This window comes from Sphingopyxis terrae subsp. terrae NBRC 15098 (assembly GCF_001598815.1).
Classification (GTDB): domain Bacteria; phylum Pseudomonadota; class Alphaproteobacteria; order Sphingomonadales; family Sphingomonadaceae; genus Sphingopyxis; species Sphingopyxis terrae.
The window spans coordinates 1-20,065 of the sequence record NZ_BCZQ01000008.1; the positions used below are offsets into that span (position 1 = coordinate 1).

A 20,065-nucleotide genomic window follows, 5' to 3' on the forward strand; every position below is an offset into this window, starting at 1 on the left:
CGTGGAAGCCTCGCTGGTCCAGCGCGGGCTCAAGATGCCCGCCGCGACCCTGCGCGTCGGCGATGACGACGCCGCGGTCGCACGCTGGCTGAAGCGGGTCGAGGATGCCGGCAAGACCGACTTTCGTGATGAGAAGAACCCGAAGGGCGAGGATATCAGCGTCAATTATACCGGCACGACGTCGGTATTCGATGGCGCGCCCGCAGGCGGCGAGCGGCGCGACCTGCAACTGACCCCGCCGGGTGGTGGCAAGGAGTTCGAGGTCGTCGGTATCCCGCTCGCCGAAAAGGGCTTTCACGTCGTCGAAATCGCCAGCCCCGAACTCGGCGCCGCACTGCTAGGGCGCAAGGCGACCCGCTATGTCGCAACCGCTGCGCTCGTCACCAATATGGCAGTGCATTTCAAATGGGGCCGCGAATCCTCGCTCGCCTGGGTGACCGCACTCGACACCGGCTTGCCCGTGGGCGGCGCCGATGTCCGGATCACCGACAGCTGCACCGGGCGCCTGCTCGCGCGCGGCACCGCCGACAAGGCCGGCCGGCTCGCCTTCCCCACCGGCCTGCCCGAGCCCGAAACCTATTCGAGCTGCGAAGAGGATGCCGACCCCGCGAACAGCGAAGGCCATGCGTTGATGGTGTCCGCGCGATCGGGCGACGATTACAGCTTCACGCTGACCGATTGGGGTGACGGCATCCGTCCCTATGATTTCGACCTGCCCTATGGCTGGTCCGAACGCGACGATCTGTTGCACACCCTGTTCGACCGCTCGCTGGTCAAGGCGGGCGAAACGGTGAACATGAAGCATGTTCTGCGCCGGCAGGTCGGCCAGGGCTTCGCCATCCCCGCGGCGATGACGGGCAAGCTGCGCCTCGTGCATCGCGGTTCGGACACCGAATTCGACATGCCTTTCGCGATCGACGCCAACGGCAGCGGCGAAAATGTCTGGAATGTGCCCGCATCGGCGCCGATGGGCGATTACGACCTCGTCTTCGTCACAAAGGACAAGAAGGGCGAGGAAAAGACGATCTGGTCGTCCGAATCGATCCGCGTCGACGAATATCGCCTGCCGACGATGAAGGCCGCGATCACCGGCCCCAAGGCCGCGTCGGTACGGCCGACGCAGGTGCCGCTCTCGCTGTTCGTCGGCTATCTGTCGGGCGGTCCGGCAGCCAATCTGCCGATCGAGATCCGCACCGATTTCACCCCGCGCTGGTCACCGCCCGAAGACTATCGCGACTGGGATTTCGACGGCAAGCCCGTGAAGGAGGGCATCGTCCAGCTCGACGATAGCGGGGACGAGCCCGAACCCGACATGCCGCTCGCCCGCTCGACGCCGCTCGTCCTCGACGCCAACGGCAGCGCGCAGACCAGCATCACCGTCGATCAGCCGATCGTCGAACCGACGCAGATGGCGGTCGAGATGGACTATGAGGATGCCAATGGCGAAACGCTGACCAGCCGCCGCGGCATCATGCTCTACCCCTCGGCGGTGCGCCTCGGGCTCAAGACCGACGGCTGGCTGATGCGCGACAACGACCTGCGGCTCAAATTCATTGCGCTCGATCTCGACGGCAAGCCGATCTCGGGCCAGCGCATCCAGGTCGCGCTCTACAATCGCGAGATACTGACCGCGCGGCGGCGCCTGATCGGCGGCTTCTATGCCTATGACAACCAGATGCGCACGAGCCGGCTCGGCACCAGTTGCACCGCAACGACCGACAAGCTCGGTCGGGCAAGCTGTGCGATGGCGCCCGGCGTGTCGGGCGAGGTGACGGTGGTCGCAACCACGGTCGATGCCGATGGCAACGAAGCGCGCGCGGTCCGCTCGGTCTGGCTCGCGGGCGATGACGATTGGTGGTTCGGCGGCGACAATGGCGACCGCATGGACGTGATCGCCGAAAAGCCGCGCTATGCCGCTGGCGACACGGCGGTCTTCCAGGTCCGCATGCCCTTCCGCGAGGCCACTGGTCTCGTCACCGTCGAACGCGAAGGCGTGCTGTCGAGCTTCGTCGTGCCGCTGAAGGGCACCGACCCGGTGGTGAAGGTCAAGCTTCCCGCGACCTATGCCCCCGACGTCTATGTTTCGGTGATGGCGGTGCGCGGCCGCGTAACCGGAGGCGAAAGCTGGTTCCGCAAGATGAAGCGCGCCGTCGGCTTCAAGATCGAGAATAGTGAAGGCGCGCCGCCGACCGCGCTCGTCGATCTCGCCAAGCCGAGCTACCGCCTCGGCATCGCGCGGATCAAGGTCGGCTGGGAAGGGCATCAGCTCGGCGTCAAGGTCAAGGCGGACAAGGAGAAATATGCGATCCGCGACAATGCCAAGGTCGCGATCGAGGTGCGTACCCCGAACGGCAAACCCGCGGCGGGCGCCGACGTCGCCTTTGCCGCGGTCGACGAAGCGCTGCTCCAGCTTTCACCGAACAAGAGCTGGGAACTCCTCGATGCGATGATGGGCGAACGCCCGCTCGACGTGCTCACCTCGACCGCGCAGATGCAGGTCGTCGGCAAGCGCCACTATGGCCGCAAGGCGCTGGCGCCCGGCGGCGGCGGGGGCGGCGACCTCAGCGGCCTGACGCGCGAGGATTTTCGTCCCGTGCTGCTGTGGAAGGGCCATGTCGCGCTCGACAGCAAGGGCCGCGCCGTCGTCGACGTACCGCTTTCTGACAATCTTTCGGCCTTCCGCCTCGTCGCCATCGCGACCGACGGCGCCCAATATTTCGGCACCGGCGAAACGAGCGTCCGCACCGTTCAGGATCTGGGGGTCTTTGCCGGCCTGCCCGACCTTGTCCGCACCGGCGATACCTATGATGCGCGGTTCACGCTGCGCAACGGCACCGATCAAGCGATGGAGGTGGTCGCCAATGCCACGCTGTCGCCCGCAATCGCGACCGCGCCGCCGCTCACCGTCACGATCCCGGCGGGCGGTGCGGTGCCGATCAGCTGGTCGATGACCGCGCCCGCCCAGCCCGGCGCGCTGCAATGGACGGTCGAAGCGGTGTCGAAAAATGGCAAGCAGCGCGACCGGCTCGTCTTCGACCAGCAGGTCGAACCCGCGGTGCCGATCGAAACTTGGGCCGCCAGCCTTGTTCGCGTCGGCCCGACCAGCAGCCTGCCGATCGGCGTGCCCGCGGGCGCCCTGCCCGGCGGCTATGTCGATGTCGCCCTGGCGGGAACGCTCGCACCGCCGCTCGCCGGGGTGCGCGATTATATGGCGATCTATCCCTATAATTGCTTCGAACAATCGACCTCGCGTGCGATCGCGCTCGGCGACCTCGGTCGCTGGCAGGCGCTGGCAGGCGCCCTGCCCACCTATCTCGATAAGGATGGGCTGCTGCGCTATTGGCCGAACGACCGGCTCGACGGTTCGGCCGAGCTTACCGCCTATGTCATGGCGGTGACCGCGGCGAACGGCTTTGCGATCCCCGAAGAGCCCAAGGCACGGATGATCAAGGCGCTGCAGGCCGTCGTCGAAGGACGGCTGACGCGCCGCGGCTACGGTCCCTATGATCTGCGCCCGGTCCGCATCGCCGCGCTCGCCGCGCTAGCCCGCAACAATGCCTCGAGCGCGCAGCTCGTCGCCGCGATCGACGTCAAGCCCGTCGATATGGCGACCGGCACGCTTGCCGACTGGCTCGTCGCGATCGAACGGACGCCGGGGGTCCGCGGCGCCGCCGCGCTGCGTACCGCCGCCGAAGCCGAACTGCGCAAGCGGCTCGTCTATGAAGGCACGCGGCTCGACCTCGTCGACGATGCGAAGGCGCCCTGGTGGATGATGACCAGCGGCGATGAAATGGCGATCAAGGCGCTCGAAGCCGTTCTGGGCCGCAAGGGCTGGGAAGAGGATGCGGGCAAGATGATGGTCGGCGTCGCACAGCGCCAGCGGCGCGGCCATTGGGATACGACGCCTGCCAATGCCTGGGGCGCCATTGCGGTCCGCCGCTTCGCCGAGCTCTATCCGGCAAGCGCGATCACCGGCGTGACCCGTATCGCGCTCGGCGGCGGCAGTACGGCGCAGAGCTGGCCGCTTCCCGCCGACGCCGCGCCGCTCAGCCTTCCGCTGGTCAGCGGCGCGATGAGCCTGAAGCAGGAAGGCACCGGCAATCCGTGGGCCACCGTCAGCGTGCGTGCGGCCGTCCCGCTCAAGGAGCCGCTCGACGCCGGCTACCGGATCAAGCGGTCGGTCAGCATCGTCAAGGCGGCGAACAAGGACCGGCTGGCTCGCGGCGACGTGATCAAGGTACGGATCGAAATCGTCGCAAGTGCGGGCCGCACCTGGGTCGTCGTCAACGATCCGGTCCCGCCCGGCGCGACGATCGTCGGCAATCTGGGCGGACAGTCCGAGATGCTCGGTGCCCAAGCAACCGGGTCGAACTGGCAGCCGAGCTATGTCGAGCGGGGCCGCGACAGCTGGCGCGGCTATTATGGCTGGATGCCCGCCGGCACCCATGCGGTGGAATATGTCCTGCGCCTCAACGGCTCGGGCCGCTTCACCCTGCCCCCAACGCGCGTCGAGGCGATGTATTCGCCCGCAATCCGCGGCCAATGGCCGAACGGTACGATGACGGTCGCGGCCGCGGCGCAGTGATGGGTCTGCGGCCCAACATGTTCCTCCCTGTCGCGCAGCGATGGGGCGGTGGCTGCGCGCAGCGCTGACGGAGGGGCTTTTGACGCACCCTTGCGGCCCCTCCACCATCCTTCGGATGGTCCCCCTCCCCATGCCCTTGGCACGGGGAGGATTTTTCAGGCGTTTCGATCGATGACGACAACCCCGAGCCGCCGCTGGTTCGATATGCTGGCGTGGGTGGCGCTCGCCGCGCTCGTCCTCGCCACCGCCGCGCATCTGGTCACGCGCCCGCCAGCGATGCCAGTCTATGATGCGGTGCGCGCTGCATGGAAGCCGAGCGAAGCATGGCTTTACGACCGTGAGGGGCGATTGCTCGACAGCGAACGCGTCAATTTCGAGCGCCGCCGCCTTGCCTGGGTATCGCTGAAGGACATCAGCCCGGCGGTGCGCGGCACGGTGGTCACGGCGGAGGACAAGCGCTTCTGGTCACATGGCGGGGTCGACTGGCTGGCGATAGCGAGTGCCGCGCGCGCGCGCTGGACCGGCGGACGCTCGCGTGGGGCCTCGACGTTGCCGATGCAGCTTGCGGCCTTTCTGGCGCCCGAACTCGCGCAGCCCGGCCAGCGCGGCTGGCTCGCCAAGCTGCGCCAGATGCGCGCGGGACAGGAACTCGCGGCGCATTGGACGCACGACCAGATGCTCGAAGCTTATCTGAACCTCGTCCCGCTCCGCGGCGAAATTCAGGGAATCGGCGCGGGTGCCGAGAATCTGTTTGGCAAGCGTCCGGCCGACATGAACCGAACCGACGCCGCTTTGTTCGCTGGCCTGCTCCCCAATCCGGCGGCAAGTCCCGACGCGCTCGGCGCACGCGCCTGCCGCATCGCGCATGCCGCCGATTGCGGCGCGATCCGCGCCGCGGCAGGCGTGCTGACCTCGGGCGAGCGCGCCGCGCGTTCCGACCCGGCGCTCGCACCGCACCTCGCGGTGCGCCTGCTCGACAAACCGGGCAAGCGCGTGACCTCGACCATCGACCGCGACGTCCAGACCGCCGCGACCGTCGCGATGCGCCGCCAACTCGCCGGGCTCGGTCCCGATCGCGTCCGCGACGGCGCGGTCGTCGTCCTCGACAATGCCACCGGCGAGGTGCTCGCCTATGTCGGCGGCGTCGGCCTTAAGTCCACCGCGGCGCAGGTCGACGGCGCCAATGCGCGGCGGCAGGCGGGTTCGACCCTGAAGCCGCATCTCTATGCGCAGGTGATCGAGCATGGCTGGCTGACCGCCGCTTCGATCCTCGACGACAGTCCGGTTCAGCTCGACACCGCCTCGGGCCTCTATGTTCCCAAAAATTACGACCACAGCTTCAAGGGGCCGGTCAGCGTGCGCAGCGCGCTCGCCTCGTCGCTCAATGTCCCCGCCGTGCGCACGCTGGTCATCGACGATGTGCAGGAGTTTCGCGACCGGCTCTGGGCGCTTGGCTATCACGGGCTGGTCGAGGACGGCGAATATTATGGCTTCAGCCTCGCCCTCGGTTCGGCGGAGGTCAGCCTTGTCGAACAGGCGAATGCCTTTCGCACCCTTGCCAATCTCGGCCGCTGGTCGCCCGTCCACTTCGTGATGGGCGAACCGCACGGCGAGGAACGGCAGATCGTCAATCCGGGGGCTGCCTTCATCGTCGGCGACATATTGGCCGATGCGTCGGCGCGCACCGATGCCTTCGGCGCCGACAGCGCGCTGCGTCTTCCCTTCTGGGCCGCGGCAAAGACCGGCACGTCGAAGGGGATGCGCGACAATTGGTGTATCGGCTTTTCGGATCGCTACACGGTGGCCGTCTGGGTCGGCAATCTCGAGGGCGATTCGATGCGCGCGGTGTCGGGCACGTCGGGCGCGGCGCCGGTCTGGCGCGACGTGATGCTCGCGCTCCACGCGGGCCGGCCGGGCAAACCGCTGGCGATGCCGAGCAATGTGGAGGCGCGGCGGATCAGCCTTCCCGGCACGCGCGAACCGCCGCGACGCGAATATTTTCTGCGCGGCACCGCGCAAAGCGAAATGGCGGCCGCCCCGGCCGCCGCGCGCCGCCCGCGCATCACCAGCCCGGTCAGCGGCAGCGTCTATGCGCTCGATCCCGATATTCCGATCGACCGGCAGCGCATGGCGGTGATCGTCAGCGGCGACGTCGCCGGTTACCGCCTGCTGCTCGACAAGGCGGTGCTCGGCGACGCCGATGCGGGCCAACAGCTTTTGCCGCGCCCCGGAAGCCATATCCTGACCCTCGTCGATCCCGGCGGACGGATGATCGACCGCGTCCGATTCACGGTGCGATAAGGCGGACTGTCACACCTCTGAAATTAAGTTGCGCTGCCGCGAGGAGCGGTTAGTCTGCCCCGCCAGGAGACGGGCCCGTCCGGGGCCCCAAAGGGGATATTTGCATGATATTTGGTCGCGTCAAACCGCTCGACGCCATCTTGGCCACGGCCGAGAAAAAGTCGCTGCACCGAACGCTCGGTGCCTTTCAGCTCACGATGCTCGGCATCGGCGCCATCATCGGGACGGGGATATTCGTCCTGACCGCAGAGGCGGCGCAGAAGGCCGGCCCCGGCATGATGTGGAGCTTCGTGATTGCGGGGCTGGTCTGCGTTGTGGCGGCGCTCTGCTATTCCGAACTCGCATCAATGGTGCCGGTTTCGGGTAGTGCCTACACCTACACTTATGCTGTCATGGGCGAATTGCTTGCCTGGACGGTCGGCTGGGCGCTGATCCTCGAATATGCGGTAGCCGCATCAGCCGTGTCCGTCGGTTGGTCGGGCTATTTCGTGGGGCTCTTATCCAATGCCGGCATAGAATTGCCCATGTCGCTGACCGTCGGCCCCTATGCCGGCGGGATCGTCAACCTCCCGGCGCTGGTTATCGCACTGCTCGTGACGTGGCTGCTGATGATCGGCACGACCGAAAGCGCGCGTGTCAACGCCGTCCTTGTCATCATCAAGGTAACGGCCCTCACGATGTTCATCATTCTCACTCTGCCGATGATGCAGGGGAAGAACTTCGAACCCTTCCTGCCCAATGGCTGGTTCGGTCAGGCTTCCGGGCTTGGCGCCGTGGGCGCAGCCGCTTCGATCTTCTTTGCCTATGTGGGCTTCGACGCCGTTTCGACCGCAGCCGAAGAAACAAAAAACCCGCAGCGCAATGTACCGATCGGCCTGATCGCTTCGCTTGCTATCTGTACGGTGTTCTATCTTGCGGTGGCAGCGGGCGCGATCGGCACCGTTGGCGCTCAGCCGGTTTCGGGCGTCGGAGGCGAAATTCTCGCTCCTGGGTCGAGCGAACTTGCCGCGCGCTGCGCATCGCTCGCCGCCGCCGGCTCCGAACCGCTTGTCTGCTCGCGCGAAGCTCTGGCTCATGTTCTGCGTGAGATCGGCCACCCGGCGCTGGGCAATGCCATCGGCCTCGCCGCTTTCCTTGCGCTGCCATCGGTCATTCTGATCATGCTGTTCGGGCAGACCCGGATCTTCTTCGTGATGGCACGCGACGGCCTTCTGCCTGAAAAGCTCGCCACTATTCACCCCAAGTGGAAAACCCCGCACGTCGTCACGATGATCACGGGGGTTGCCGTCGCCTTCTTCGCCGCCTTCCTGCCCGTCGGCAAGCTTGCCGATATTTCGAACTCCGGCACGTTGTTCGCCTTTTTCATGGTCGCCATCGCGGTCCTGATTCTGCGCGTAAAGGAACCCAACCGGCATCGGCCGTTCCGCACGCCTCTCGTGTGGATCGTGTCGCCGCTCGCCATTTTCGGCACGCTCGGTCTCTACATGAACCTGCCGTTCGACGCGAAGATGGTGCTCCCGGTCTGGGGTGGCGTCGGCTTGGTACTCTATTTCCTCTATGGCTATCGTCGCAGCCACGTCGGCCGCGGGATCGTCGAGGTGCATGAGGACGACGCCGATGCGCCGCCGCCGCCGGTGCCCCCGGCGCCGTCGTTCGACTGACGCGGCATCGACAGGCTAACGGGAAAGGGGGCTTCGGCCCCCTTTCTTTTGCCCGACTTAATAGGGGCTTTTCGGCGCGGTCCCCGGACGCGTGAACAGCTTGCCGCGCTCGGCCCAGAAGACCAGCGCCAGCCCGGCGATGCCCGACACCAGAAAGGCATAGGCAAGCGGCAGGGTCGTACCGTTATAAAGCTGCCCGATCAGCGCGCCCATCACCGCGGCCAAGAGCGTCTTGCAGAAGCTCTGATAGGAGGAGGCGACGCCGGCCATATGGCCGAAATCCTCCATCGCGATCGATCCGAAATTGCTGCCGATGAAGCCGATCAGACCCACGTTGACCATCATCAGCGCGGTGAACATCCACAGCGTCTCGGCGCCGCTCAGCGCAACGACGATCTGCACCGTCGCGGTCGCCATGAAGGCAAAGACCGCGCTCTGCGACACGCGCCGCGCGCCGAAGCGCTCGACAATCGCCGCATTCGAGAAATTGGCGATCGCGATACCGGCGGCAACGCAGGCAAAGACGAGCGGAAACCAACTTTGCGCGCCGAACACCTCGGCGATGATCTGCTCGCTGCTGTTGAGATAGCCATAAAGCGCGCCCTGCATCATCGCCGACGCGATCATATAGCCCGCCGCCCGGCGGTGCCGCGTCACCGTCGCCCAGCCCGCGATCATCGTGCGCGCATCGAGCGGCCGGATATCGTCCGGATCGAGCGTTTCGGGCAGGCGGCGCAGCCAGAGCAGCATCACGACGCCCATCACCGCCAGCACGATAAAAATCGCGCGCCAGTTCGCGACCGCCGTGATGCCGGCGCCCATCGTCGGCGCGATCGCGGGGACGATCATGAACACCAGAAAGATCATCGACAGCCGCTTCGCCATCGCGTCGCCCGAAAAGAGGTCGCGAATGACCGCGACGACGATCACGCCGAGCGCTGCGCTGATCATGCCGTGCCCGAAGCGCAGCGCGAGCAGCAGCGGGAAGCTGTTCGCCAGCCCGCAGCCGATCGAAAAGGCGACATAGGCGAACAGGGCGGGCACAAGCACACCCTTGCGGCCGAAGCGATCGGACAGCGGCCCGTAGAACAGCGAACCGATGCCGATGCCGAGCAAATAGGTCGAAATCACATATTGCCGGTCGTTCGCGACCGCGACCCCCAGCCCCTCGCCAATCGCGGGGAGCGCGGGCAGCATCGAATCGATGGCGAGCGCATTGAGCGCCATGACCATCGCCATCATGAACACCATTTCCCGGTCGCCGGGCATGCGGGACCGCGGGGCGGATTCGGTCATTTTGTGCATTGCGAAAGGCCTATGCGCCTCCGACACGGTTTTGGATAGCCCCGCGCCGCCGAAAAGCTATGCAATGCAGCAACATCGGCGCAGTCGGCGGTCTATGACGCCCCATCTGCCCACAAAAAAAGGGCCGCTCCAACAGAGCGGCCCCTCTCATTTCCGATATCCGGACGATCAGGCCTGACGGGTGCCCGTCATCGCCATCGAACCGAACGGGCCGGCCTTGATCGTGCCGGTCAGCGTGTCGCCGTCGATCGTCGCTTCGCATTCGAGCGTCATCGGCATCGGCACCTTCATGTTCATCGTCCACGTCAGCTTGTTGCCGTCGACCTTGCCATTCTCGACATCGAGCGAGCCCATCGCGCCGGCATTCTGGCCGGTGAAGCTGTCGCCATTGCTGTTCACGGTGAAAACCGACTTCTGGTCGCCCATCGGCGACTTGGTAACGCAGTCATAATTGCCATCGACCTGAGACATCGAAACTCTCCTACTGAAACTAATGTTAGTTAGCGGGCTTCGCTGTTTCCACGGGCAGGCCCAATCCGTCAAGCTGCGGTTTCACCACCGCGGCATCGCCGACGACAACATAGACGAGGTCGCCGGTGCTCAGCTCCTTGCGCGCTGCGGCATCAAGCTCCTCGGCCGTCATCGCCTCATATTTCGCCGGCAGCGTTTCATAATAATTGTCGGGCCGGTGATATTTGGCAATCGCACGCAAGCCGCCGAGCACGTCGCCCGATGTCTCGAAGCTGCCCGGCAGTTCGCGTACGCTGCCGTTCGTCGTGCGTTCCAGCTCTTCGGCGGTTACGCCCTTGTCGCCGATGAACGCGGTCAATTCCTTCTGGAATTCACGGATCGAGTCGCCGGTGCGGTCGGCCTGCACCGGCGCCACCGCCACCCAGGTCACGCGGTCGGCTTCGCCCGAAACGCGCGAGCGCACGCCATAGGACCAGCCCTTGGTCTCGCGCAGGTTCATGTTGAAGCGCGAAAGGAAGCTGCCGCCGAAAATATCGTTCGCCTGGCGCAGAACCTCCAGATCGTCGCCGCCTTTCACGTCGAGCACCTTGCCCGCGATGATGATCGACTGCGGCGACTTGGGCCGATCGACGAGCAGGATGCGCGGCTGCGGCTTGGGAATCGCGATCTCGAAATGCTTTTCGGGTTTCGCGGTCTTCGGCGCCTTCCAGTCGCCGAAAGCGGCGTCGAGCTGCTTCGTGACGTCTTTCAGTGTCGTGTCGCCGACGACGAAGACGCGGGCATTGTCGGGGCGAATCCACGTCTGATGGAATGCCGCGAGCTGGTCGCGCGTCGCGGCTTTGACCGCCGCTTCGTTGCCGAGGCCCGACGGCGGGATGCCATAGGGATGATCGGCGCCGTAAAGCACCGGCATCAGCACGCGGCTGGCGATCGCATTGGGATTGTTGAGTTCGGCGTTCAGGCGGTTGAGCTGCTGCGCGCGCACCCGCTCCAGTTCCTTGCCGTCGAAGGCCGGGTTACGGATATAATCGGCGAGCAGGCCCAGCGACGCGCTGAGGTTCGGCTTGAGCGCGAACAGGCTGAACACCGTTTCGTCGGCGTTCGCCGAGCCGTCGATCTGGGCGCCGAGGCGTTCCTTCGCTTCGGCGAAGGCGATCGAATCTTTGCTCGTCGTGCCTTCGTCCATCAGGCTGAGCATCAACGACTGGGTGCCGAGCGCATTGTGCGGATCGGCGGCATAGCCGGCATCGAAGCTCACCGCGACCTGCACCGTTGGCACCGCGGTCCGGCGCGCGAAGACGACTTCCATTCCGTTCTTCAGCTTGGCGCGTTCGATCGCCGGAAATTCGAGCGCCTTGAGGTCCGTCACCGCAGGAAGCTGCGAACGATCGGCGATCGAGGTCGCCGTCCCGACACCCGTGTCGGGGCCGACATCGCCCAGCGCCGCATTCCAGTAACGGTCGGGCGATACCGCCGCCACCGGCTTGCCGTCGGTGAAGGCGCCGCCGCGATTTTCACCGCCTTCGGTGCGCTCGCCGGGCGAGTAGGTCAGCGAGAAGGCCGGACGCGACATCCATTTGTCGGCCACCGCCTTCGCCTGCTCGGGGGTCACCTTGGCCAGCCGGTCGAGCTCGGTCTTGTAATAGGCGGGATCGTTCGAATAGAGCGCGCCCTCTGCCAGCGTCACCGCCTTGCCGCCGAAGCCGCCGACCGATTCCAGCCCCGAAATCGTGCCGCCGAGATAGCTGGCCGCGGCGCGCTGCAATTCGTCCGCAGTCGGGCCGGTCGCCAGGAAATCGGCGATCTGTGCGTCGAGCTTTTCGCCGACGACCTTCGGATCGACGCCCGGCTTCACGTCGGCCTGAACGATCAGGAAGCCTGCATCCTCCAGCGTTTGTGCGAACGCCGCGACGCTGACCGCGACCGGATCCTTGCGGACGAGCGCGTTGTCGAGCCGCGACGACGACAGCCCGCCGAGCACCGCGGTCGCCATTTGCAGCGGCACCGATTCGGGGTCGTTGAGGCCGGGGATCGCCCACATGCGATAGATGCGCGTGGTCGGGATGAGATCCTTGACCTCCTTGGCGAGCGGCGCGGGGAGCGTCGGAACTGCGGTTTGCGGTGCCTTCACTTCGGGGCCGCGCGGAATGTCGCCGAACCATTCGGCAACCTTGGTCTTTGCGGTGGCAAGGTCGATGTCGCCCGCCAGCACGAGCACGGCATTGTTCGGGCCGTAATTGTCGCTGAACCACTTCTTCACATCGGCAAGGCTCGCCGTGTTGAGGTCGGCCATCGAACCGATAGTGCTGTGATGATAGGGGTGCCCCTTCGGGAAGAGGTTTTCGAAGATTTCGTACCGCAGCAGGCCATAGGGATTATTGTCGCCCTGGCGTTTTTCGTTCTGGACGACGCCGCGCTGGTTATCGAGCTTTTCCTGCGTCACCGCGCCGAGCAGATGGCCCATGCGGTCGCTTTCGAGGAACAGCGCGCGGTCGAGCGCGCCGGTCGGCACCGTTTCGAAATAGTTGGTGCGGTCGGTATTGGTCGTGCCGTTGAAATCGGTCGCGCCGACCTGTTGCAGCGGTTCAAAGAAGTCGCCCGGCGAATTTTCCGAACCGTTGAACATCAGATGTTCGAACAGATGCGCAAAACCCGTCTTGCCCGCGGGTTCGTGCTTCGATCCGACGCGATACCAGACCGACACCGCGACGACCGGCGCCTTGTGATCTTCGTGCACGATCACGCGCAGTCCGTTGTCGAGCGTGAAGCTCTGGTACGGAATATCGACCGCCTTCACCAGTTCGGAAATCGGCGCGGGCTGCGCCTCCTTGGCTTTGGCAAGGGCGGGGCCGGCCGCGACGAGCGACGTCGATACGGCCAGGGCGACGGCAAAGCGATGGAAGCGGGTCATGGATATCCTCTTGAAACCGGGGGCACGAAACGCGCCGGTGACGAGCATGCCGGACGGCACTGTATCAACGGTTTAGGACAGCTCTGCTGCGCTTTCAAGGCCGATAGAATCGCGCTCCGCTCGCGCGAAGCGCCGCCGGATCGAAAAGCACCGGCTTCAACCGATGCGCGACGAACAGAGGCGCCTGGTCGTTGTAATGCGGACTTTCCGGTCGCGTCGTCGCGGCACCGAAGGGCTGCACCGATTCCGAATGGACGCGTCCCGCCTTGTCCCACGTCACGAACATGATGAAGCTGTCGCCGTGCCGCACCTTCAGACGGCCGTCGGGTTCGACGTCCCACAGGGTCGAGGCGCGCACCGTATCGTTGCCGCCATCGAGCGGCAGGTCGACCCGGTGGGCGCCCTCGCCATGGCGCAACCGCAGCACCGTCCCCAGCCCGGGGTCGAGCGTCCCGAAATATGTCTGAAGATGCGCGGCGCTTTCGCGCAGCACCGTCATCGGATCGGGGTCGGCCTTGCGCTGATAATGGCTGCCATTCGCCGGACGCAGAACGAGCAGCGCGAGCGCATCGCCCTGCCCTTTGCCGTCCAGGTTCCAGTCCCACGCGCGCAGCAAATCTTGCGCCGCCGCGATCTGCGCATCGCCCTTGGCATCGAGCGCGAGCAGCCGGTCGATCCAGACCTTGGCATAGCCGCTCTTCGCGTAGGCGGTGTCATATTTGATCGTCTTCAGCCGCGCGGCGTCGATCGGTCCTGGCGCCCCGAACAGGTCGATCAGGCGCACCGCGCGATTGGTCATGTCGTCCTCGATCCCCATCAGCGGCGAAAAGGCGGCCGGATCGAGTTCGCTGCCCGGCCCCGCCGCGACCCACGGCGTATTGTTGGCGTTCATCACAAAACCCGAGCGCGGATTGACCAGCGCTGGCACCCGTTCGAACGGCAATGTCTTGGTCCAGACGTCGGCCGATGTGTCCCCGGGCAGCACGCCGCGCCAGTTGAAACCCGCCGGGCGGTCAGGGAACATCGCGTTGTAGAACAGGCCGATATTGCCCTTGGCATCGGCATAGATGAAGTTGGTCGCCGGAACCCCCTGCCCCGCCATCGCCGCGCGCCATTCGGCGAAATCCTTCGCCTTGTTCAGCCGGTAATATTGGGTGACCATCGCCGACTGGTCCATGCCGGCATAGCGAATGGCAAAGGCACCCTTGGCATTCTTGATCACCGGGCCCTGGACCGATCGCCACACGGTCTGCGGCACCGGCAGCACGAAGGGACCATATTTGACGCGCAGCCACACGCGCCGCTTTTCCAGCGGCAGCCATTTGCCATCGAAGCGATATTTCTCGCCGCTGTCGTCGAGCACCAGCTTGTACACGTCGATCAGGTCTGGCCGGTTCACCGTGTTGGTCCAGCCCAGATATTTATTGTGGCCAAGGAAAGGGTAAGGCGAACCGGGAAAGTTGGCGCCCGCAAAATCCCACCCTTCGCCCGAATGGACGACCAGTTCGTACCAGGCGACCCCGCCGGTCCACGGCTGATGCGAATTGGAAACGAGCCGCGTCGCGCCATCGGGGGCTCGGCCCGGCGCCACCGCCATACCGTTCGACCCATTATGGTCGGGATCGCGGCCGACCGGCGTCAGCTCGCGCGGGACGAGCTTGCCGGCTGCATCGAGCGCCGGACCGCCTTCGCGGAACAATGGCTTGCCTTCGGTCAGGCGCCCCAGCACCGAATCGAGCCCGAAGAAGAAGGGCGAACGCAGCACGAAACCGGCGACCACATCCTCGCCGGTCACCGGGAACAGCCCCGACAGGCGCACCTCGTCGGGGTGCTTGTCGGCATAATGGTTGAGCCCCGCAGCATAGGCGGTGAACAGCGCGCGCACGTCGGCGGGCAGGCGCGGCCAGTCGCGTGCCGCGGTCTTGCGGATATCGAGGAGCTCCGCGACATAATCGATCTTGGCGCCATCGGCACCGAGCAGCGCGCCGGTGCGCCCGCGCGTCATCGCGATCACCTCTTGCAGCGTCGCAAAATCATCCTCCGAATGGGCGTAGGCGACGCCATAGGCGACGTCGGCATCGGTCTTGCCGAAGATATGCGGCACCCCGAACTTGTCGCGCGCGATCTGCACATCGGTCGGCCGGAACGCCGGTGCGGGCGAAGCCTCGGCGGTCAACGGGTCCCACGCCGCAAGACCCACCGCCACCGCGACGAGCAGGAGGACGAGGCCAAGGAAAAATTTACGCATCCGCTTTCCCGCTCTATATACTATGGCGACTGGGCGACCTCATGGCGGAAAATTTGCGGCGCGAAAAGCCATGCTCTTGTGTTGCAAATGGGCAACACTATCTCTGGTGACGAGAAAGGGGCTTATCCACATGAACCTCGAAAAATTTACCGATCGCGCCAAGGGCTTTTTGCAGGCGGCGCAGACGATCGCGATCCGCATGAATCATCAGCGGATCAGTCCCGAGCATATCGCCAAGGCGCTGCTCGAAGACAATGAAGGCATGGCCGCGGGCCTGATCCAGCGCGCGGGCGGCGATGTGCCGCGCGCAGTCGCCGGCATCGACGCGCTGCTCGCCAAGGTTCCCGCCGTGTCGGGATCGGGCGCGCAGGCGACGCCGGGGCTCGACAATGACGCGGTGCGCCTGCTCGATCAGGCCGAACAGGTCGCGACCAAGGCGGGCGACGGCTATGTCACCGTCGAACGGCTGCTGCTCGCGATGGTGCTCGCCTCCTCCACTCCGGTCGGAAAGGCGTTTGCCGACGCGGGCGTGAAGGCCGACGCGCTCAACACTGTCATCAACGAACTGCGCCGCGGCCGCACCGCCGACAGCGCGGGCGCCGAAGACAGTTTCGAAGCGCTCAAGAAATATGCGCGCGACCTCACCGAAGTCGCGCGGGCGGGCAAGCTCGACCCCGTGATCGGCCGCGACGAGGAAATCCGCCGCACCGTGCAGATCCTCGCGCGCCGCACCAAGAACAACCCCGTGCTGATCGGCGAACCCGGCGTCGGCAAAACCGCCATCGCCGAGGGCCTGGCGCTGCGCATCGCCAATGGCGACGTGCCCGACAGCCTGAAGGACCGCCGCCTGCTTGCGCTCGACATGGGCGCGCTGATCGCGGGTGCCAAATATCGCGGCGAATTCGAGGAGCGGCTCAAAGGCGTGCTCGACGAGGTGAAGTCGGCGGAGGGTGAGATCATCCTGTTCATCGACGAGATGCACACGCTCGTCGGCGCAGGCAAGGGCGACGGCGCGATGGACGCGTCCAACCTGCTCAAGCCGGCGCTCGCGCGCGGAGAGCTTCACTGCATCGGCGCGACGACGCTCGACGAATATCGCAAATATGTCGAGAAAGACCCCGCGCTTCAGCGGCGCTTCCAGCCCGTGTTCGTCGGCGAACCGACGGTCGAGGATTCGATCTCGATCCTGCGCGGGCTCAAGGAAAAATACGAGCTGCACCACGGTGTGCGCATCACCGACGGCGCGATCGTCGCCGCGGCGACGCTGTCGAACCGCTATATCTCCGACCGCTTCCTGCCCGACAAGGCGATCGACCTGATGGACGAGGCGGCGAGCCGCATCCGCATGGAGGTCGAATCGAAGCCCGAGGAAATCGAAAATCTCGACCGCCGCATCATCCAGATGAAGATCGAGGAAGCGGCGCTGACCAAGGAGACCGATGCGGCATCGAAAGACCGACTCGCCGCGTTGCAGGCCGAACTTGCCAATCTCGAACAGCAGTCGGCCGAACTGACGCAGAAATGGCAGGCCGAAAAGGACAAGATCCACGCCGAGGCGAAGATCAAGGAAGACCTCGACGCCGCACGCTCGGCGCTCGAACAGGCGCAGCGTGCGGGCGACCTCGGCCGCGCAGGCGAGCTCAGCTACGGCACGATCCCCGCGCTCGAAAAGCGGCTCGAGGAGGCAGAGGCCGCCGCGGGCAATGCGATGCTGCGCGAGGAAGTCACCGCCGACGATATCGCCGCGGTGGTCAGCCGCTGGACCGGCATCCCGGTCGACCGGATGATGGAAGGCGAGCGCGAGAAATTGCTCGGGATGGAAGAGACGCTCGGCAAGCGCGTCATCGGCCAGGACGAAGCCGTGCACGCCGTCTCGACCGCGGTCCGCCGCGCCCGCGCGGGGCTACAGGATCCGAACCGGCCCTTGGGCTCGTTCCTCTTCCTCGGCCCCACGGGAGTCGGCAAGACCGAACTCACCAAGGCGCTCGCACGGTTCCTGTTCGACGACGACAATGCGATGGTCCGCATCGACATGTCCGAATTCATGGAAAAGCACGCCGTGTCGCGCCTGATCGGCGCGCCTCCGGGCTATGTCGGCTATGAGGAAGGCGGGGTGCTGACCGAGGCCGTCCGCCGCCGTCCCTATCAGGTGGTCCTCTTCGACGAGGTCGAAAAGGCGCATGGCGACGTGTTCAACATCCTCTTGCAGGTGCTCGACGACGGGCGGCTGACCGATGGGCAGGGGCGCACGGTCGACTTCACCAACACGCTGATCATCCTGACCTCGAACCTCGGCAGCCAGGCGATCGCGGCGCTGCCCGACGACGCGCCGGTCGAGCAGGCCGAGCCCGCCGTCATGGAGGTGGTGCGCGCGCATTTCCGGCCCGAGTTCCTGAACCGGCTCGACGAGATCGTGCTGTTCCACCGCCTCGCGCAGCAGCATATGGGCGGCATCGTCGACATTCAGGTCGCACGCGTCCAGAAACTGCTCGCCGACCGCAAGGTCACGCTCGACCTCACCGACGCCGCGCGCGCGTGGCTCGGCCGGGTCGGCTACGATCCCGTCTACGGCGCGCGGCCGCTGAAGCGCGCGGTGCAGAAATATCTGCAGGATCCGCTCGCCGACCTGATCCTGAAGGGCGAGGTCAAGGACGGATCGACGGTCAAAGTGGACGAAGGCGACGGCGGCCTTGTCCTGACGCCGGCCTGATCTTGAAGAGGATAGGAGCGTGTACTTTTACAAGCGAGGCATTCTAATTTCCGATAGCGCCTCTCTGGACTTGGGCACGCTCAATATTACCGCGGTTCTCGCGCATTTCTTCGGCCCATTCGGCGCGCGTCTTGCAGACTTTTGTGGCGCGAAGGCGGCTGCCCAGAACTTCCTCTTTACGACAAACGACTTCGTTCGGATCGGCGAGCTTCTTTTTCTTCCCTGCCGGCTCAGCAAAAGCCGGCCCAGGCACCAGCATTGCCCCGCCAATCAGGGCAGTCAACAACAAGGATCGCATTTGGTGCATCACTAAAACCTTCCATGGCGCTCTACATTCAGTCTAAATGTACGACGCTGAAAGGCCAAGTTCTTTAATATCAGGTCGCTCAGCGTGGCGGCGCAACGTCGAACGCCACGGTCAGCCGTTCGCCATCGCTGAATGGTTGCGTGCCGTGCCAAAGCCATGAGGGAAAAAGCACTAGCCGCCCGGGAATCGGCTCAACTAGCTGTGTGGGCGGCATATTCAATCCAAGCGCCGCCTGCGGCTCACCCAGCTTAAACCAGCCAGCGTCGGCGCGATCACCCCGCTGCCGCTTGGGCAATGCAACATACAGTGCTGAGCTGATCCAGCCTTGGGGGTGTACGTGATTGGCGTGAAATCCCCCATGGTGCAATCGCACCGACCAGCTCCCGGCAAATCGGACTCGTCGATCGCGCCGCATTGCAAGTAGTGGATGTTCCGGGTCGGTTTCGGGCAGCGCAGCGATATATGCCTTAACCGCTTCGGTCACCGAAGCACGCAGCGCGCGCGCCATAGGGTCCACGCGACAGAATAGAGGGCCGTCCGTCTGCGTACCGCCGCGTACCGACTGGTCGAGATATTCGCCGCGTGCGATGTGGAGTGACCGCACATACTCTGCCAACTGCGCCAACGGCGGCAGGCGGTCGCTAAGGTCGAAGGCCCTAACCAGCGCAGGATTGCCGGACAGCCAGTCCGCGCGCCGATCGTCGGTCAGGCGCCAAAGCAAGTCTGCATAAGGCCAGATCGCTCCGCGTCGCGCGCCACCGGCTTCGATTTCGGCATCGATGAGCGGGCCTACCTGCGCAAAACGCCGCGTTCGCAATAGATGCCGAACAAACCATATTCGCGTGCTCTGACGCATTGCCTCGCCAGGCAGCGCTTCGAATAGTTGGTCGGCCCGATCGCCGTCTCCACACTCCGCTGCGCAGATCGCCGCATAGTCAGCGATCTCGGGACCGGGAACGCCCGCTGCCTCGGCGCGCAAGATCGCTTCGACGAGCTCCGCATAATTCTCACCCTCCAGATGAAGATTGAAAAGCGCGCGCCAAAGCGGCAGCGACTTGGGCGCCTGCACGAGTGCGCGCTCCAGCGACGCATAGGCTTCCTCCGCGCGCCCCATCAAGGCACGAAGCTGCGCGAGTTGGACGTGCCCGGCAATCCACATCGGGACCTGCATCAAAATGGAATCGAGCGCAGCCTCGGCTTCATTGCCTCGCCCCGTCGCCCAGCGCGCCGCAGCGAGGCCGATCAGGACATCGCTGCTGGGTGGCCCCGATCGTTCGGCAGTCTCGAACAAGGCTACCGCATCGAGCCCGGCCTCATAGGCGACGCGTGCGTGACCATGCGCAATACTGGCATCGCCCGGAGCAAGCCGCACCGCTTCCTCGAAGGCTGCAAGCGCCGCTGCGTGATCATCGAGCCCTCGGTGGAGCAGACCGGTCCATTGCCAGAGCCGGGCACTACCCGACCGGTTCGCGGCCGCCGCCACCAGCGGCAACACCGACTCCTCTTCACCTTCGTCGAGCGCCAGGTTCGCGAGCCCCCCGATCTCGTCGACATCCGCCCGTCCCG

At 65.4% G+C, this 20,065-nt stretch carries 10 protein-coding genes; 4 read left to right on the plus strand and 6 right to left on the minus strand.

The genetic code is table 11. The features are described 5' to 3' along the window. From STE01S_RS05870 to STE01S_RS05880, 3 genes are all read left to right on the plus strand, one after another. A partial coding sequence (locus STE01S_RS05870; protein ID WP_062765883.1) for an alpha-2-macroglobulin family protein occupies window positions 1-4,585 on the plus strand: 4,585 nt, incomplete at its 5' end. Between the two features lie 171 nt (window positions 4,586-4,756). Then, window positions 4,757-6,886 (plus strand): penicillin-binding protein 1C, encoded by a 2,130-nt coding sequence (pbpC, locus tag STE01S_RS05875; RefSeq protein WP_062765886.1) that lies wholly within the window; start codon window positions 4,757-4,759, stop codon window positions 6,884-6,886. A gap of 104 nt (window positions 6,887-6,990) precedes the next feature. Then, window positions 6,991-8,547, plus strand: a complete 1,557-nt coding sequence (locus STE01S_RS05880; protein ID WP_003041071.1) for an amino acid permease — start codon at window positions 6,991-6,993, stop codon at window positions 8,545-8,547. A gap of 57 nt (window positions 8,548-8,604) precedes the next feature. On the opposite strand, the gene STE01S_RS05885 is transcribed toward STE01S_RS05880, so the two are convergent. The 4 genes from STE01S_RS05885 to STE01S_RS05900 all read right to left on the minus strand — a co-directional run bounded on the left by STE01S_RS05885 (window position 8,605) and on the right by STE01S_RS05900 (window position 15,482). Continuing rightward, a complete protein-coding gene (locus tag STE01S_RS05885) occupies window positions 8,605-9,816 on the minus strand; it encodes a multidrug effflux MFS transporter (protein ID WP_231292860.1) in 1,212 nt (403 codons plus the stop codon). Between the two features lie 204 nt (window positions 9,817-10,020). Continuing rightward, window positions 10,021-10,323 (minus strand): hypothetical protein, encoded by a 303-nt coding sequence (locus STE01S_RS05890; RefSeq protein WP_003041076.1) that lies wholly within the window; start codon window positions 10,321-10,323, stop codon window positions 10,021-10,023. Between the two features lie 25 nt (window positions 10,324-10,348). Further along, window positions 10,349-13,234 (minus strand): M16 family metallopeptidase, encoded by a 2,886-nt coding sequence (locus STE01S_RS05895; protein WP_062765889.1) that lies wholly within the window; start codon window positions 13,232-13,234, stop codon window positions 10,349-10,351. 94 nt (window positions 13,235-13,328) lie between these two features. Continuing rightward, complete coding sequence (locus STE01S_RS05900) at window positions 13,329-15,482, minus strand: acylase (RefSeq protein ID WP_062765891.1); 2,154 nt, start codon at window positions 15,480-15,482, stop codon at window positions 13,329-13,331. Between the two features lie 130 nt (window positions 15,483-15,612). Here STE01S_RS05900 and clpB point away from each other — a divergent pair, with 130 nt between their 5' ends. Further along, window positions 15,613-18,192, plus strand: a complete 2,580-nt coding sequence (gene clpB, locus STE01S_RS05905; RefSeq protein WP_062765894.1) for an ATP-dependent chaperone ClpB — start codon at window positions 15,613-15,615, stop codon at window positions 18,190-18,192. 43 nt (window positions 18,193-18,235) lie between these two features. On the opposite strand, the gene STE01S_RS20300 is transcribed toward clpB, so the two are convergent. After that, entirely contained in the window at window positions 18,236-18,502 is a 267-nt protein-coding gene (locus tag STE01S_RS20300; protein ID WP_218016975.1) for a hypothetical protein, read from the minus strand. 76 nt (window positions 18,503-18,578) lie between these two features. Continuing rightward, entirely contained in the window at window positions 18,579-19,994 is a 1,416-nt protein-coding gene (locus STE01S_RS05915; protein ID WP_255265903.1) for a putative 2OG-Fe(II) oxygenase, read from the minus strand. Window positions 19,995-20,065 lie beyond the last annotated feature (71 nt).

Bases quoted from the DNA above. Each gene is read 5' to 3' on its own strand.
- STE01S_RS05885 (WP_231292860.1), bottom strand. From the start codon at position 9,816: ATGCCCGGCGACCGGGAAATGGTGTTCATGATGGCGATGGTCATGGCG.
- clpB (WP_062765894.1), top strand. From the start codon at position 15,613: ATGAACCTCGAAAAATTTACCGATCGCGCCAAGGGCTTTTTGCAGGCG.
- STE01S_RS05890 (WP_003041076.1), bottom strand. From the start codon at position 10,323: ATGTCTCAGGTCGATGGCAATTATGACTGCGTTACCAAGTCGCCGATG.
- STE01S_RS05880 (WP_003041071.1), top strand. From the start codon at position 6,991: ATGATATTTGGTCGCGTCAAACCGCTCGACGCCATCTTGGCCACGGCC.
- STE01S_RS05895 (WP_062765889.1), bottom strand. From the start codon at position 13,234: ATGACCCGCTTCCATCGCTTTGCCGTCGCCCTGGCCGTATCGACGTCG.
- pbpC (WP_062765886.1), top strand. From the start codon at position 4,757: ATGACGACAACCCCGAGCCGCCGCTGGTTCGATATGCTGGCGTGGGTG.
- STE01S_RS05900 (WP_062765891.1), bottom strand. From the start codon at position 15,482: ATGCGTAAATTTTTCCTTGGCCTCGTCCTCCTGCTCGTCGCGGTGGCG.